The following is a 14,780-nucleotide window of genomic DNA, read 5'->3' as shown; positions in this document are numbered from 1 at the left end:
GTGGTGGGCGTGACCAGATTCAGTCTCCGCCGTATTACGGGCGGCTTCGTGACGGTAGTGGCGGTAGTCGTCTTGGCGGCGTTCGTCGTCCAGGCAGTGCCGGCGGTCGTCGGCGCGGACGCGAGCTACGTCGTCCTCTCGGGCAGCATGGAGCCGACGATTTCCGCGGGCGACGCCGTCGTCGTGAACAGCGTCGACCCCGCGAGCATCGAACGGGGCGACGTCATCACGTACACCCGCGGCGGCGAGTCGACGCCGGTCACGCATCGCGTCGTCGAGGTGGTCGAGCGCGAAGACGGCTTGGCGTTCCGCACGAAGGGCGACGCCAACGACGCGGTGGACGCGTCGCCGGTGCCCGCGGACAACGTCACCGGCGAGGTCTGGTTCGCGATACCGCTCGTGGGTCACGTCGTGTTGTTCGCGAACACGCCGACCGGGCTCTCGACGCTCGTCGGGTTGCCCATCGCCCTGTTCGTGCTCAGTGAACTGTACACGTTCGTCCGCGACAGGGGCGCTGACGAGACAGGTGCAGCGGACGAAGCCGGTGCCGAAGCCGACGCTGCGTGGGCGGACGAGTTCGAACCGGCTGGCGAACACGAATCAGCGGACGCTCACGAATCAGCGGACGCTCACGAATCAGCGGACGCACCTGCACCCGGAGCGGTGGCGACGGAGTCTGCGACGACCGACGAACCCACCGACGACGCGGTGGCGATCACGCCGATGGACGTGAAGCTCAGTTCCGTCGGATTCCTCGCGCTCGCTGCCTACAGCGGGTACATGGCCTACGTCCAGCTGACGCCACTGCGAGTGGCGATCTTCACCGGCGCGGCGCTGGTCGTCGTGTTCATCGCGGCGGTGTTGCTGTTCGGGGGTGCGGACGGCGAGAGCGCGGACCAGCCAGTCGCGGACGCCGCTACCGGCCGCTCCGAGGGCGCGGCGACCGACGGCGGCCACCGTGCGGATTCGGCGTCCGGAGGTGACGACGATGACGACTGACGCGCGCGTGCTCGCCGTCGTCGCCGTCGTCCTGCTGGCTGGGTTCACCAGCGGGTTCACCGTCGCCACACTCTCGGATTCGGAGACAGTCACCGTGTCGTTCAGCGTCGGCGACGACGACGGGAACGCGTCGGTCCAGGGTGACGACGGCAGTGCGACGACGACTGCGACGCCGACCACGGAACCGACGTCGACGCCGTCGGATACGACGACTGAGACGACAAATACGACCACGTCGACGTCCACCGCAACCACGACCGCGACGGCGACGTCGACTCCGACTGCGACTCCGACCGCGACTCCGACCGCGACTCCGACTGCGACGACGACTGCGACGACGACTGCGACGACGACTGCGACGGCTACCGCGACGACGACTGCGACGGCTACCGCGACGACGACGCAGGACAACACAACGTCCTGAGTGCTCTTTCGCCTCGACTCCCGAGACGATCAGTCAGGCCCGCTCAGTACGCGGTGCCTAGTCCGCGAGTGCGAGCGAAAGAAAATGTCGCAGCCGGGTGCCGCAGTCATTCGAGTGCCGAAATATTCGCAGACGCCAGGTGACCGAGCCGGTCCACTCAGCGCTCCCCGTCGCTTTGCGTCTCGTACTCGGCGTACGGGGTGGCGTTCTCCCATCGGGCCTGGAACACCCCCATCGCCCACTCGACGGCGGCGGGGCTGTCGGTGTCCGCGACGACCTTGAGCTGCGTCGCGGCGTCGTTGTACCCGCCGAGGTAGACGCATTCGTCGGCGAGAATCAGGCGGAACCCCGGGAGGCTGTCGACTCTGAGGTCGAGTCCGTGGTTGTCCACGACGGTTCGGAGGTCGGTATCGGCCTGTCGACTGAGGTGGTCGACGACGCTGCCGGGATAGACGACAGCGGCCTGCAAGCCGTTGCGAACGCGCTCGAGGAGGACCGACTGGTAGGCCGGCTCGGGAGCCGTCGGCGACAACTCCCGGATTCGGGACGTTTTCTCGACCACCGAGAGCAGTCGCCGCAGCGGACGGTAGGGGTCGGCGGGTTCCGGCGCTGTCACCGACGCGTCCTCGAAGACCTCGAGTTCGACGCGCTCGTCGGCGGCCTCGAACGTTTCCAGCAGCGGCGTCAGTTGCCTGGCGACTGCTACCGTACTGGTCGCTCGGTCCGTCTCGGCGGCGACGACCTTCCCCAGGGGCGTCAGTCTGTATCGGCCGTTTGCGTGTTCGATGACGTCCATCGACTCGAACCGATTGAGGATCCGGTGGGCTGTCGAACGCGAGACGTTCAGCGCCGTCTGGACTTCAGCCCTCGTGAGCCCCCCGTCTTCGAGCTCCCGGAACAGCGGCCTTCGTTCGATGGCCGCTCTGAGAATGTCGCCCGCATCACTGCTCCCACCCATTGGGCGAGGTTATAGTTAGTAGGATAATAATTCCTCGCGTCATTTACGTCTCATCTTCGGGGAAATATTCACGACGTGAAATCCTTCCCGTCAGTTAACTATACCTTTCTCTGTACACGTCATGCATGTACTGTGGGGCCGATTCCCGGGGAATGGGGGGAATTCGGTGCGCCACGAACGGGGGGACCAACGGATGCTCAAACAACGAGAAGCAGACCAACCACTAGAACGCGCAGAGATTCACGACGTACTGAGTAACGACCGGCGGTGGCGAGTGCTCGAACTCCTCACCGAGGAGAACCCGCGGGACTTGCGCTCGCTGGCCGACGACATCGCAGCGGCCGAATCCGGGGAGTCGCCGGCACCGAGGGAGGTGCGCCAGAGCGTGTACGTCACGCTCCACCAGAACCACCTCCCGAAACTCGACGCTCTCGGCATCGTCCAGTACGACGACACGTCGAAGAAGGTCGAACTCGGCGAGCACGCACAGGACATCGACGTCTACCTCGAAGTCGTCGAGGACGGACGCCTCTCCTGGAGCGAGTTCTATCTCGGTGTCGTCGTCCTCGGCCTCGTCGCGACGTTCGCGAGCGCGGCGGGGGCGCCGCTGCTGGCAGGACTGAACCCAGTCGCGTACGCGGCCGGCGCGCTCCTGTTGCTGTTCGCGTCGCTGGCCTACCAGATTCGCGAACAGGGTAGCCAGTGGCTCGACATGTTCACCGGGCAGTAACCGCGCCAGAGGTCTATTTTCGGGACGGACGCGTCCGCTCGACGACGTCGACGTCCTCGTCGACGAGAACCGCGAGTGTGTCGCCGTCGAGGGTGACGGCCACGCTGACCCGCCAGGGGTCCCGCGACTCCACCGTGACCGTGCGGTCCGTCGCTGCGAACTCCAACTCCCAGATTGGCGTCTCCAGGACGTTCACGCCGCGCTCTGCACAGAACGACACCACCGCGGGGTCGTCGAGGACTGCTTCACCCGCTGTGAGATTGTCCATGTTCCCGCAGTGCGCGCAGGAGCGGTGGACGAGGACCTCCCGTTTGTCACGGCCGGGATACCCCGTGTCCGCCGGGTCCTGGACCGTCGTCTCGACGTCGCTGGCGCAGTACGGACAGACGCCGTCCGCGAACGCGAGTCGAACGTGACGGTTGTACCGCGCGACCCGCGACAACACGACGGCTTCGTCGTCGTCGACGACGCCCGGTGGCGTCAGGTTGTAGTCGTAGAGGTACTCGCAGTCCGGGCACTGGATCTTGAACACGCCGTTGCCGTACGCGGCTTCCACGGCCGCGCCGCAGTAGTAACAGTCGAGGCCGACCGGGAACGGGTCGAGGGCGGCGTCGCCGGTGAACGTCATCGCGCGGATCGTCCGCGTCAACGTCGTGCCCTCCGGCCGGAGCGCGTACCCCTCGCCGTGGTCGCCTGCCATCTCCGCGACGAGCTGGGCGTCCGCCGTTCCAGATTCGCCGCGGCGCTCGACGAAGTGGCCGACGAGCTCCTGGAGGTGGTAGTTGAACTGGCTGCTGTCGACGTCCGCCTCGACGCGGTCGCGGAGCTCGGAGAACGACAGCGCGGGCGGCCCGTCCTCGGCGCGCGCCTCGCTGAGCGCCCACAGGATCTCCGCGCGGACGTCACTCCCGACCAACTGGAGGGCTTCCTCCGGAGCCAGCGACCCGTACGTCGTCGCTTCTTCGCTGTTGTCGCGGCGCATCCGGTGACGGCTTTCGCAGCCAGCCAGTAGTCGTTTTCCACTGGCGGCACTCCACGAGCGGCGAGACCGCCGACGCCTCGTTCGGAAGACACAACGAGATTTACGTAACCATCTTTACAATAAATCGCTTTAGCGAGCGTTTTAGTGGGTCTACTCCCTCGTCTGTGGCATGACCGAAATGAAACGAAGCCCGCACGTCGTCGCGCTCTGCGGGAGCCTCAGCGACGACAGCGGCACGCGAATCGCGCTCGAAACAGCCCTCGACGCAGCCAGCGACGCCGGCGCGACGACTCGCCTCGTGGACCTCCGCGAGTACGACCTGCCGCCACGGGACGGCGACGACCGGGACGCCGGCGACGCTCCCGAACTGCGGGCACACGTCGCGGAAGCGGACGCCGTCATCCTCGGCACGCCGATGTACCACGGCAGCTACTCGGCGCCCCTGAAGAACGCATTGGACTACTGCGGCCGCGACGAGTTCGGCGGAAAGGCCGTCGGCCTGCTCTCGGTCGCCGGCGGAGCTTCCCGCGCCAGGCGCTTGGCCACCTCCGCACAGTCTGTCGCGCCCTCGACGCGTGGGCGCTTCCACTCCAGGTCGCCGTCCCGAACTCCGGCGACAGCTTCGCGGACGGCGGCCTCGCTGACGAGCACCTCGCCGCCCGCGTGCGCCGCCTCGGCGAGGAGGTCGTCGACTACGCGGGCGTCGATGTGTACCCCGACCTCGCCGCTGCGGACGCCGGTCGAGCCGAACAGCTCGCGGGCTGCGCGCAGGACTGACCCCCCGGGAAAACGAACAGCAAACGCAGCGTTCCGGTTGCGTACGATTCTGCGCCGCGCTCTCGGAGGTTCCCTTGCTCTCCTGCGCTACTGGATGTACGTGTACTTGCGCTCGTTCATCGGGCCCCAGCCGTCGAAGACGAACTCCTCGTCGGGCTGCGTGAACGGCTCCAGTTCCACGCTCTTCTCGTGGTTGTGGCGGTCGTGGATCTGTTCGTACTCCTCGAAACTGATGTCCTGCCGGGTCTCGATCTGGTCGTCGATGTTCAGCGCTTCGACCTCGTCGGCGAAGCCTGGCTTGACAGTCTCCTCGTGGATCTCCGCCTGGGCGCCGGAGCCGTAGGAGGCGACGAGCAGTTTCTGGCCAGCGAGGTCCATGTCGGTCTCGGCGGCGTGCAGCAGCGCGCTCACGCGAGCGATGTGCACGGAGCCCGTGTACCAGTTCCCGACCTGGCTGGAGATGTCCAGCGTGGGGTCGATGGCCTCGCCGTACCACTCGCGGTACGCGTCGGTGTCCTTGAGGTCGTCGACGTAGCCCTTGATCGCTTCCTCGAACTCCTCGCGGGAGTCGAAGTTCTCGCGGCGGGGCTGCCGGCCGATGTCCTCGGCGAGTTCGTCCTCGACTTCGGTGCCGCGGATCATGTGCCGGTAGCCGAGCAGCGCGGCCTTCCGAACCATCCCCGGGAACGGCGTGTGGAACGGGATGAACGCGTAGTCGTCCGGGTGGGTGTCCCCGGCCGCGCGCTCGAAGTCCGTCAGCGCTTCGCGCATCCGCGCGAGATACACCTGCATCGAGCGCTTGCCGTCCACGCTCGGGAACTGCTGGTTCGGCTTCAGGAAGTCCGTCTCGTCGGCGGAGCCGTAGCCCTGCTCGGTGGAGAGTTCGACCATGCTCGGGTCCTCGGTGATGTACATCGCGACGGCGCCCGCGCCCTGCGTCGCTTCACCCGAGGAGTCCCGGGCGTACAGCGCGGTGTCCGTCGCGATGACGAGCGCGCCGCGGCCGCGGTTCCGGCCCGCGAGAATCCAGTTCACGGCATCGTCGAGGGATTGGGTGCCCGAGATGCACGCGAACTTCCGCTCGCCCTTGTTCGCGTGGTGGAAGTCGCCGTCGTAGACCTGCTCGAGGCAGCCCGCGATGTACGTCGAGACGGGCTTGGAGTTGTCGAACGCGGACTCCGTGGCGACGTCGATGCGCCCGATGTCCTGCGGTTCCAGCCCTTTCCGCTCCATCAGTCGGTGCGCCGCGTTCGCGCCCATCGTGACGATGTCCTCGTAGGCGTCAGGGAACGAGGACGCGAACAGCCCCAGCCCCTTCGTGTACTTCTCGGGGTCGTCGCCCATCTCGGGCGCGAACGTCTCGGCGAGGTCGAGTTTCAGCCTGCCAGTTCGAACTTCGATGGCGTCGATACCGACTGCTGTCATGAGTCGGGATACGCCCATCACGCATATGGCTTTGTCGATAGGTGTTTTCGACGATAGTCGAACTTCGATGTCGGTACCCCGCCCGCGCCGACCTCAGGGGCCGGACCCGTTGGCCGTGTCCAACACGATGCGGTCGTCGACCACGGCACCATCCGGGCCGTACACGAGTATCGATAGTTTGAACGGCTCATTGAGGCCGTACGACGGATTCACGTCGACGTCGGTGCCGGTCCGCCCGCCGCTCGTCCCGGCCTTCGCTCCATTCCCGGTCGAAACGACGACAATCCGGGTCTGCGAGAACCCGCCGCTCGACGACACGGTGTAATCGAACCGATACCTCGGTCCCTGTCCATTGTTGCTGCGGTCCTCGATGGTCGAACTATCGAGCGTCGCGGTGCTGCCTGTCGACAGGTCCTCGTTCGTACTTGGGTTCACCGCGTCGGCCGTGTCGGTCACCGTTTTCGACGCAGCGACGTATTCCCCGCCGGCTCCGTCGCTGTAGATGACGTCGACGGTAACGTCGTAGGTGTCCGTCGCGCCGTACGAACTCGTGTACTGGAGTCCGCCTCGCGTCGCGGTCTTCTGGCGCGTGTCAGACGCGGATGCGTCGTTTTGGTTCGCGTACTCGATTTCCACGCGCTCGAAGGATGCGTTCGTATCCGAGACGCTGTACGAGCCCACGTACTCGACGGCGGAAGTGTCCTGGTGTGTCAAGTCGTCCAGCCGGAACGATATCTGTGGCGTCGGCCCACCGCCGCCGCCGCCACCCCCGCCGCCACCCCCTGCCGCGCTCGGCGGCTCTGCGTACACGACGAACTCGTCGGTCTTGCTCGTCCCGTTCTGCGTGTACGTCACTGACACCCGGAAGTCCTCGTTGGAGACGTTCACGGTACTAACGCCGTTCGTCACGCTGGCGTAGAACTCCGCGAACGCGATCTCGGCGCGGTTCCCGCTGCTGACGGTCACTGCGCTACCGACGACGCTCGTTTCGGTCGTTGTGAAGCTTCTCTCGGACGTGTCGTAGATGCGTTCCTCGCGATTCTCTTCCAGCGATAGCGTCAGTCCGCGGTCACTGACGTACGTGTATTCGTCGTCTGGCAATGGCACGTCCACAGCTGCCGAGGTGCCCGTGTCCAGTGCCTCGACGTTCAGTTCGCTCTGTCCGTACCCCTCGCCGCTGGCCTTGTCCGAGAGCCCGTTCAGATCGATGTTCTCGGGTTCGACGGTGACGTCAGTGATGGTGACGTCCGACCCGTACGTGTTCTCGACGGTGAGATTCAGGCCACCCGGTTCGGTACCCGGGTCCTCGCCGTCGAAGGCATACGCGTCCCCGACGTGAACGAGCCGGCCCGCAGTGCCGCCACCACCGCCTCCGCCACCGCCGCCACCGCCGCCACCGCCGCCACCGCCTGTCGTCGTGTCGACGGTCACCGTGACGCGCTCGTAGTCCGTACTCCCGTCGTCGATTTCGAGCGTGGTCGTTGCCGTCTCGTTGTCGCTGACTTCGAACGTCGCCCGACCGTCCTCGTCGGTCTGTTTACTCGACTCCCCGAACGGGTCCGGTTCGGACGCGCTCACGCTGACGGTCACTCCACTCTCGGCGTTGTTGAAGCGGTCACGCGCCTCCACCGTCACCCTGTCGCCGCGGTTTTCGATCAGCGTCAGGTAGTGGGCGCCGGGGTTCTCGGAGCCGCTTCCGAGTCCGATGCGCGACGTCTGGAGCGTGAACTCGCCGTCCCAGTCCACCTCGATGACCACGCGGTCCGACTCCGTCGGGTGGTCAGTGACGTCGACGAAGCCCGGATGCGAACCGAGGTCCGTCTGATTCCGCAGTTGGGCCGCCGAAATCTTCGTCGGTACCGACAGCACCGCGGGGTCGGCGGTTTCCGCTTTCTCCACCTGGACGCGCTGGTACGGCGCGCTCGACGCCTCCGGAGTCACGCTCACCGCGCTCGCCCGCGTCGTGCTCACCGACCCGTTCAGCGTGACCAGCGTGATGGTCTTCGTCTCGTTGTCCACGAGCAACTGGTCCGTGAGCGGAATCGCCGTCCCGTTGTCCGCGTTCGGGTAGTAGTTCGAGAGGACCGAGGACTCGTAGAGCAGGTCCGGCGGGTTGTCGTACTCGCTGTAGTCCGGCTCGAATGCGAGGTACTTCGTGGACGCGTTCCACGACCCGGCGAGGAAGTCCCGCGTCTCGTCGTTCGTCGCGTTCACGTTCGAGAGCTGGACCGTCCCGTTCTCGTACGCGCCCGTTCTGAGGGTCCCTGTGGCGGGGGGCGGATTCATCAGGAACACCCGCGAGGGGTACTGCGTTCCCAGCGAGACGGTCACCGGCTGGCTGTTCCCGGACCCCGCGGTCCGCAGAATCGCGTTCCGGACGTCGGAGAGCTGATTCTGAACGGTCTGGCTGTGCTTGTACTCGACGTCGGCGTTCTGTGCAGGGACGACTGTCGCCTGGTACAGCGAGAGCGCGATGATGATCGTAGCGAAGAGCAGGATGGCCCCGATCTGGACCGTGACTGCTCTCTCGTCGTCCCTGAAGCGCACGGTTGGTAGGAATGGGCAGGCGAACGGTATAAACGCGACGCCTATCTGGTCACCGCCGAGCGCGGTGGCTGTGTGGTTCCGGGCGCGGTGAGTAGAATCGGGTCGCAGTTCCAGTGGTCGGCCGCAGGAATCGCGTCCGGCCTCTCGGGTCCGCGTCCGCGTCGCAGTTGCCCGCCTTCGGCGCGGCTCGGTCGCGTCGGCGGCGGGTGCACGCCCCGGGGCGTCCGTCAGTCGTCGTCTTCGATGACTTCCGGGTCCGAGAGCGCGCTCTGGAGACTGTCCAGGCCGTTCACCCACTCCGTGACGAGCCCGTACTCGACGTCGTCGAGGATGCTCATGTCGAGTTCCTCGCCGTCGATGACGCGCGTGCCGGCGCAGGCGGTCAGGCCCAGCGCGCGGTCGAGGTCGTCTTCGGTTTCGCCCTCGACGGCGGCGTGGACGTACTCCCGGATGTCCGTCTCGTCGGCGACCCCGTCGGCGATGTACTGCTCGGCGCTGTAGAACACGCAGACGAGACTCGTCTGCACGCCGTCGACGAGCATCAGCTTGTCCTCGTCCGCGAAGTCCGGTTCCGAGAGCACGACCTCCCGGATGTCGGCGAGTTCGTCGAGCGCTTCCTCCTCGTCGATGGCGTCGTCGTCGTACGCCTTCAGGATCTTCGCGACCGCGATGGCCACGTCGTCCTGCAGGTTCAGGAGGAGACGCGCGGAGTCCTCGTCCTCGGGGTCGATCTCCTCGTCGCGCAGTCGGTCGAGCCAGTTCTGCCAGCGTTCCTCGGAGTAGAACTCCTCTTCGGGGGCACTCATACTCCGAACGCCGGCCGCCCGAGACAAAGGCCTTTCCTTCAACGGACGGCCGAGTCATCCCGGCACACGCCGCGTTCGGACACAGACCACGGAGCGACGCCCGCTGTGCGCATCCCTCACTCCGCGAGGGTCGCTTCCGTGTCGATGCCGTACACGGACTCCGGAGTCTCGACGTGGGCAAGTCGGACCGCGTCGTCGTGGCCCTCCTCCCGGAGCCAGCGGACGCGCCGCGGCACCGTCTTCGGCCCCATCACCGCGCCCGGGCGGTCTGCGTCGTCGACGAAGTCCGTCTCCATCAGGAACGGCTCCCCCACCTCGACGGCGGTCTCGAGGTACTCTTTGCGGCACATCACGCTCTTCGTGACGCCCGCGAGTTCCCCGCTGGCGTAGTGCTTCACGACGCGCTCGGGTGGCAGGCCGGCCTCCTCGGCCCACGTCGCGACGTCGGTCAGGTCCTCGGTCGCCTCGGTGTGCAACTGGAGCGCCACGCCAGCGTCGCCCGCGCGCTCGCAAGCGTGTCGGATGACGTCGTTGGAGGCGTCCCAGACCGCGTCGCTGACGTCGTAGTGCGGGCGCCCCGACTTCAGCGCGACGGCGCGGCCGTCTTCGGCGTACTCGGCGGCGACGTCGATGCCCGCGCACATGAGGTCTCGCGCGTCCTCGACAGAGAGCCCCCGGTCGTCCACCAGCTGTGAAATCAACGCGGGATGCACGCCCAGCACCGGCCACGCACACCCTTCCAGGACGTCCGACGCCTGCGAGACCAGCCCCAGCGTCTCCTCGAACACGGGTCGGAAGTCCTCGCCGTCGTCGGGTTCGGCGCCGAGGTGCCACGACGGCTTGTTCACAACGAGGAGGTGCGTGCCGCCGCTGCGCGCGAACTCCTCGACGGCTTCGATGCCGCGGTTCTCGGCGTCGAGGTGCAGGTGGTTGTCCAGCACCGGCGTCCCGAGGTCGGTCATGGCTCGGCGTTCGCGCCGCCCGCTCGAAAACCTGTTCGTCTCACGCGACGCGAACGAGCCGAACCGTTATCCGGGCTGGCCGAGCAATTTCTCAGCGGCGCCCTCGAATTGAGTACGTATGCAGGTAGCAATCACCCACCGACCGTCGTACGCCCACCTCGTCGTCGACCTCGACGTCGGCGAGTCGATTCTCGCAGAGCCCGGCGCGATGGTCAGCCACGACCCCGAAGTCAGCATCGAGACCTCGACCACCCGCGACGGCCTGTTGAGTTCAGCGAAGTCCCTCCTGGGTGGCGAATCACTGTTCGCCAACGAATTCGTCGCCGAAGACGGCCCCGGAACGGTGACCTTCGCGCCGCCGACCCCGGGCGACGTCCGCCAGCACGACCTCCGGGGCGAGACGCTGTACGCCGTGGACGGCGCGTTCCTCGCAGCCGAACCCGGCCTCGACATCGACTCGGAGTTCGGCGGCCTGAAGTCGATGCTCGCCGGCGCCAGCATCACGCCGCTGGCGCTGTCGGGCACCGGGATCGTGTTCCTCGAGGCGTTCGGCGGTATCGAGCGCGTCGACCTCGACCGCGGCGACGCCTACGTCGTAGACAACGAACACGTGGTCGCCTGGGAGGAGTCCGTCGAGTTCGGCGCGCGCCGCGTCGGCGGCCTGAAGTCCACCCTGCTCAGCGGCGAGGGCATCGTCATGGAGTTCGACGGTCCGGGGTCGGTCTGGTACCAGACCCGCGGGCTGGACACGTTCACGAGCGCGATTGCCGAAGCCCTCCCGGTTGGCAACGGCGACGACGACAACGGCATCAACGTCGACATCTGACCCCGGTTTCAGTCCTCGAGGACGACGGCGTCGTCGGCGGCGTTCTGGAGCGCGTCCGACCGCCCGTACTCGCCGGGCGCGATGGCCAGCGTTCGGACGCCCCGCCGGCCGGCCTTCTCCAGGACCGGCTTGAAGTCCGTGTCCCGTGACGCGATCGCGAGCACGTCGATGGTGTCCTCCGCGACGAGTTCGGTCGCGTCCACGGCGAGTTTCACGTCCACGTCGCCGCTGGTGACCCGCACCTCGTAGCCGCGGGCCTCGGCCGCCTGCATCAACTCGGGTGTCGCGTGCTCGTCGACGTACAGGCGCTGGACGCCGACGCGGCCTGCGGCCTCCGCGCGGTCCCGGACCTCGTCCAGGTCCACGTCGAACTCCGACCGGAGCACGTTCGGCCCGTCCACGAACAGTGCGACGCCTCCCTCCTGCGCGTCACCGCGCTCGTCGTCGCTCCCGAGCAGGCGGCGGAGTCGTTCCATACCCGGACACGGGTGCGCCGAGACAAGAGCGTGCCGAAACCACCGCGACTCGCCCGGCGGCCCTGTCCCTGAGTCCCGTTCCGAATGTTCAAGTACGGACGCGGGACCACCCCGTGGTGCCGGCGCCGAGAACGCACCAGCCGGCTGATACTGTGCCCGCCTGCCAGAACTGCGGTAACGCCGACCGATTCGTGTTGACTGTCGAATGTACTGTCGTCCTGGACGCCGGCGCTGCGCGCCCGCCGACGTGGTCGACGGCGCTCGCCTGCGCCGCCTGCCAGAGCACTCACGTCACGTAGCTGCGTCCGAGCCGGTGGGGGTGTTCACGGCACGCCGGCCGAGTCACCGCTCCCGCTCTCCCGGTCGTCTGGGCGTTGCCACGCTACGAACGCCGCCTGGACATCACCTGCCGCACGCGCTAGGGGGCGCCACGTGGGCCGTGTAGCCAGCACTCCGCTGCCGTCCGCCCCGCATCGAACACCCAGACTGCGCGCGGCTCGCGAGTGCGACGAGCGCGCTCGCACGTCGCGCAGCCGTGGCCGGTGTGCGTGCGTCAAGTAGTATCCGCGTCCGGCCGTCCACGACGTACCCGAGTGCGAAGCGCCGCTGGCGCCCGTCGCCGTAGTTCACGCTCCCGCGCAACCGCGTCACCGTCACCCTCGGGTGTGGTCGCTCGACGGGCGGCTCTGCGAGAACCACCGGGAACGACGCCGTCATTTGTGACTATATCGTCGGAATAGCTACGAGGACATAACATTGCCGACTCCGACGACTCCACTATGAGCGACGAGCGCATCCTCGGCACCACCAAAGTCACCGACCGCTGGCGAATCAGCCTCATCAAGGCGGTCCGCGAGGAGTTCGCCGAACAGGGCGAGGACGTCGACGAGGGCGACCTCGTCGTGTTCAAGAAACGCGACGGGGACATCGTGGTCGAACCCGCCTGAGCAGCGGACAGCACGACGCGCGACGCTGGACGGAGAACCGGCCACGTTCGACCGGGATACGAAAACATTACTTGCCGGCCGACGACGCCACGAGTATGGCCCAACGGACGCCGCCGCTGTACGGTCGCCACGAGGACCGCGGCGCGCAGTTCACCGAGTTCGGTGGCTGGGAGATGCCCGTCGAGTTCGACTCCATCCAGACGGAGCACGCCGCCGTCCGCGAGTCCGCCGGCGTCTTCGACGTCTCCCACATGGGAGAGATCGAGGTCGGCGGGCCGGACGCCGAACTGCTGCTGCAGCGGCTCACGACCAACGACGTCTCGCGACTCGACCCCGGGGACGCTCAGTACGCCGCCATCACGGACGAAGACGGCGTCATGCTCGACGACACGGTCGTCTACCGCCTCCCCGAGGAAGACGACGCGACGTACCTGTTCGTCCCGAACGCCGGCCACGACGACCAGATGTACGACCGGTGGACGGACTACCGGGACGCCCACGACCTCTCCGCGACGGTGGACAACGTCACCGGCGAGTACGGCATGGTCGCGGTGCAGGGCCCGGACGCCCCGGACCTCGTCGCGGCGCGCACCGACGGCCCCGTCCTCGACCTCGGGCGCTTCGAGGCGACGTACGCCGAGGTCGCAGGCGTGGAGTGCTGGGTCGCCAACACCGGCTACACGGGCGAGGACGGCTTCGAAATCGTGTTCCCCGCGGACGGCGCCGGCGCGGTCTGGGACGCGTTCGCGAACGACTGCCAGCCCTGCGGTCTCGGCGCCCGCGACACGCTCCGGATGGAGTACGGCTTCCTGCTGTCCGGCCAGGACTTCCACCCGGCGGACAACCCCCGGACGCCCTACGAGGCGGGCATCGGGTTCACCGTGGCACTCGACACGGAGTTCGTCGGGCACGCCGCGCTGCAGGCCCAGCAGGAGGCCGGCCTCGACGAGGAGTTCGTCGGCCTGGTGCTCGACGAGCGCGGCGTTCCCCGGCACGGCTACGAGATCACCAGCGAGGACGGCGACACCATCGGCGAAGTCACCAGCGGTACCATGAGTCCGACGCTCGGCGAACCGATCGGACTCGGGTACGTCGACACTGACTACGCCGACGACGGCACCGCCGTCGAGGTCGTCGTCCGTGGCACCGGCAAGCAAGCAACCATCACCGCACCCCCCTTCATCGACCAATGAGCTTCGACGTACCAGACGACCTGTACTACCTCGAATCGCACGAATGGATAGACCCCGACACCGGCCGCGTCGGCATCTCGGACTTCGCCCAGGACGAACTCGGCGACGTCGTCTTCGTGGAACTGCCCGGCGAGGGCGACGACTTCGACCAGGACGAGTCCTTCGGCGTCGTCGAGTCAATCAAGGCCGTCTCGGACATCTACGCGCCGGTTTCCGGGACGGTCACCGACGTCAACGAGGACCTCGCCGACCAGCCGGAACTCGTCAACGAGGACCCGTTCGGGGACGGCTGGCTCGTCGAACTGGACTTCGACGACGCCGACCTCGAGGACCTCCTCACCGCGGACGACTACCAGGACCAGGTCGCCTAATCCCACTTTTTGTCCTGCGCTCGGGCGACTCCGCCGCCCTCGCTCGGCAACAACTTGGAAAACGCACTCCTCCGTCGGTTCGTTCGCTCCGCTCACTCCCCTCAGTCGTCGGCCCGGGCCCTCACCCCGCTCGCGCTCGGTGGATCGCCTGGCTCAGGCTTTTCAGGCCGGTCGCTCATCCAATCGGCGGACGTCGACTGTACCGCTGCTCGGGATTTTCCTCGAGCGCCGGCGTCAGAAGTTCGCGCGCCGCAGGAAGTCGATGGTCGTGAGGACGAACCACGCCATCCAGACCGTGAACGCCACGAGCGCGGCGCCGTAGTACGCGCCCGCGACGCCGGTCGCGGCCGCGACGGC

Annotated in this window: 14 protein-coding genes and 1 pseudogene; 8 read left to right on the top strand and 7 right to left on the bottom strand. The window is 67.2% G+C overall.

The genetic code is table 11. From position 1 onward, the window contains the following. The first annotated feature begins 9 nt into the window (after positions 1–9). Positions 10–999: a signal peptidase I gene (locus GRX66_RS03880; protein WP_159525355.1), complete on the top strand. Its 990-nt coding sequence runs from the start codon at positions 10–12 to the stop codon at positions 997–999. After that, entirely contained in the window at positions 989–1,423 is a 435-nt protein-coding gene (locus GRX66_RS19430) for a hypothetical protein (protein WP_201292913.1), read from the top strand. The genes GRX66_RS03880 and GRX66_RS19430 overlap by 11 nt, the downstream gene beginning before the upstream one ends. Before the next feature lie 157 nt (positions 1,424–1,580). On the opposite strand, the gene GRX66_RS03870 is transcribed toward GRX66_RS19430, so the two are convergent. Then, the gene (locus GRX66_RS03870; protein ID WP_159525354.1) at positions 1,581–2,381 is read right to left on the bottom strand and encodes a helix-turn-helix transcriptional regulator; all 801 of its coding nucleotides are present in this window, start codon (positions 2,379–2,381) and stop codon (positions 1,581–1,583) included. A gap of 193 nt (positions 2,382–2,574) precedes the next feature. On the opposite strand from GRX66_RS03870, the gene GRX66_RS03865 reads away from it, so the two are divergent. Then, on the top strand, positions 2,575–3,111 hold the full coding sequence (locus tag GRX66_RS03865; RefSeq protein WP_159525353.1) for a DUF7344 domain-containing protein: 537 nt from the start codon (positions 2,575–2,577) through the stop codon (positions 3,109–3,111). A gap of 13 nt (positions 3,112–3,124) precedes the next feature. On the opposite strand, the gene GRX66_RS03860 is transcribed toward GRX66_RS03865, so the two are convergent. Beyond that, positions 3,125–4,093, bottom strand: a complete 969-nt coding sequence (locus tag GRX66_RS03860) for a DUF7351 domain-containing protein (RefSeq protein ID WP_159525352.1) — start codon at positions 4,091–4,093, stop codon at positions 3,125–3,127. Positions 4,094–4,271: 178 nt separating this feature from the next. On the opposite strand from GRX66_RS03860, the pseudogene GRX66_RS03855 reads away from it, so the two are divergent. Continuing rightward, positions 4,272–4,870, top strand: a pseudogene (locus GRX66_RS03855) (NADPH-dependent FMN reductase). Positions 4,871–4,957: 87 nt separating this feature from the next. On the opposite strand, the gene hmgB reads toward GRX66_RS03855, so the two are convergent. The 4 genes from hmgB to GRX66_RS03835 form a co-directional block, all read right to left on the bottom strand. Next, complete coding sequence (gene hmgB / locus GRX66_RS03850) at positions 4,958–6,295, bottom strand: hydroxymethylglutaryl-CoA synthase (RefSeq protein WP_159525351.1); 1,338 nt, start codon at positions 6,293–6,295, stop codon at positions 4,958–4,960. A 93-nt stretch (positions 6,296–6,388) separates the two neighbouring features. Then, on the bottom strand, positions 6,389–8,842 hold the full coding sequence (locus GRX66_RS19425; RefSeq protein WP_201292912.1) for an Ig-like domain-containing protein: 2,454 nt from the start codon (positions 8,840–8,842) through the stop codon (positions 6,389–6,391). A 227-nt stretch (positions 8,843–9,069) separates the two neighbouring features. Then, complete coding sequence (locus tag GRX66_RS03840; protein ID WP_159525350.1) at positions 9,070–9,648, bottom strand: DUF2150 family protein; 579 nt, start codon at positions 9,646–9,648, stop codon at positions 9,070–9,072. A gap of 116 nt (positions 9,649–9,764) precedes the next feature. Further along, on the bottom strand, positions 9,765–10,610 hold the full coding sequence (locus GRX66_RS03835) for a TatD family hydrolase (protein ID WP_159525349.1): 846 nt from the start codon (positions 10,608–10,610) through the stop codon (positions 9,765–9,767). Positions 10,611–10,728: 118 nt separating this feature from the next. Here GRX66_RS03835 and GRX66_RS03830 point away from each other — a divergent pair, with 118 nt between their 5' ends. Beyond that, complete coding sequence (locus tag GRX66_RS03830) at positions 10,729–11,436, top strand: TIGR00266 family protein (RefSeq protein WP_159525348.1); 708 nt, start codon at positions 10,729–10,731, stop codon at positions 11,434–11,436. 8 nt (positions 11,437–11,444) lie between these two features. On the opposite strand, the gene GRX66_RS03825 is transcribed toward GRX66_RS03830, so the two are convergent. Then, positions 11,445–11,912, bottom strand: coding sequence for an NYN domain-containing protein (locus GRX66_RS03825; protein WP_159525347.1), 468 nt, complete (start codon positions 11,910–11,912; stop codon positions 11,445–11,447). 779 nt (positions 11,913–12,691) lie between these two features. On the opposite strand from GRX66_RS03825, the gene GRX66_RS19420 reads away from it, so the two are divergent. The 3 genes from GRX66_RS19420 to gcvH all read left to right on the top strand — a co-directional run bounded on the left by GRX66_RS19420 (position 12,692) and on the right by gcvH (position 14,423). Next, the gene (locus tag GRX66_RS19420) at positions 12,692–12,859 is read left to right on the top strand and encodes a hypothetical protein (RefSeq protein WP_201292911.1); all 168 of its coding nucleotides are present in this window, start codon (positions 12,692–12,694) and stop codon (positions 12,857–12,859) included. Between the two features lie 95 nt (positions 12,860–12,954). Continuing rightward, complete coding sequence (gene gcvT, locus GRX66_RS03820) at positions 12,955–14,052, top strand: glycine cleavage system aminomethyltransferase GcvT (protein ID WP_159525346.1); 1,098 nt, start codon at positions 12,955–12,957, stop codon at positions 14,050–14,052. Beyond that, positions 14,049–14,423 carry a glycine cleavage system protein GcvH gene (gene gcvH, locus GRX66_RS03815; RefSeq protein WP_159525345.1) on the top strand — a complete coding sequence of 125 codons (375 nt, stop codon included), beginning with the start codon at positions 14,049–14,051 and terminating at the stop codon, positions 14,421–14,423. Before gcvT ends, gcvH begins: the two co-directional genes overlap by 4 nt. Positions 14,424–14,780 lie beyond the last annotated feature (357 nt).

The organism is Halobacterium bonnevillei (genome assembly GCF_009831555.1).
Taxonomy (GTDB): Archaea; Halobacteriota; Halobacteria; order Halobacteriales; family Halobacteriaceae; genus Halobacterium; species Halobacterium bonnevillei.
The sequence above is the reverse complement of the archived record's forward strand: the minus strand, read 5'-3'. Positions and strand labels throughout refer to the sequence as shown.

Bases quoted from the DNA above. Each gene is read 5' to 3' on its own strand.
- GRX66_RS19430 (WP_201292913.1), top strand. From the start codon at position 989: ATGACGACTGACGCGCGCGTGCTCGCCGTCGTCGCCGTCGTCCTGCTG.
- GRX66_RS03870 (WP_159525354.1), bottom strand. From the start codon at position 2,381: ATGGGTGGGAGCAGTGATGCGGGCGACATTCTCAGAGCGGCCATCGAA.
- GRX66_RS03865 (WP_159525353.1), top strand. From the start codon at position 2,575: ATGCTCAAACAACGAGAAGCAGACCAACCACTAGAACGCGCAGAGATT.
- GRX66_RS03860 (WP_159525352.1), bottom strand. From the start codon at position 4,093: ATGCGCCGCGACAACAGCGAAGAAGCGACGACGTACGGGTCGCTGGCT.
- hmgB (WP_159525351.1), bottom strand. From the start codon at position 6,295: ATGACAGCAGTCGGTATCGACGCCATCGAAGTTCGAACTGGCAGGCTG.
- GRX66_RS03840 (WP_159525350.1), bottom strand. From the start codon at position 9,648: ATGAGTGCCCCCGAAGAGGAGTTCTACTCCGAGGAACGCTGGCAGAAC.
- GRX66_RS03835 (WP_159525349.1), bottom strand. From the start codon at position 10,610: ATGACCGACCTCGGGACGCCGGTGCTGGACAACCACCTGCACCTCGAC.
- GRX66_RS03830 (WP_159525348.1), top strand. From the start codon at position 10,729: ATGCAGGTAGCAATCACCCACCGACCGTCGTACGCCCACCTCGTCGTC.
- GRX66_RS03825 (WP_159525347.1), bottom strand. From the start codon at position 11,912: ATGGAACGACTCCGCCGCCTGCTCGGGAGCGACGACGAGCGCGGTGAC.
- GRX66_RS19420 (WP_201292911.1), top strand. From the start codon at position 12,692: ATGAGCGACGAGCGCATCCTCGGCACCACCAAAGTCACCGACCGCTGG.
- gcvT (WP_159525346.1), top strand. From the start codon at position 12,955: ATGGCCCAACGGACGCCGCCGCTGTACGGTCGCCACGAGGACCGCGGC.
- gcvH (WP_159525345.1), top strand. From the start codon at position 14,049: ATGAGCTTCGACGTACCAGACGACCTGTACTACCTCGAATCGCACGAA.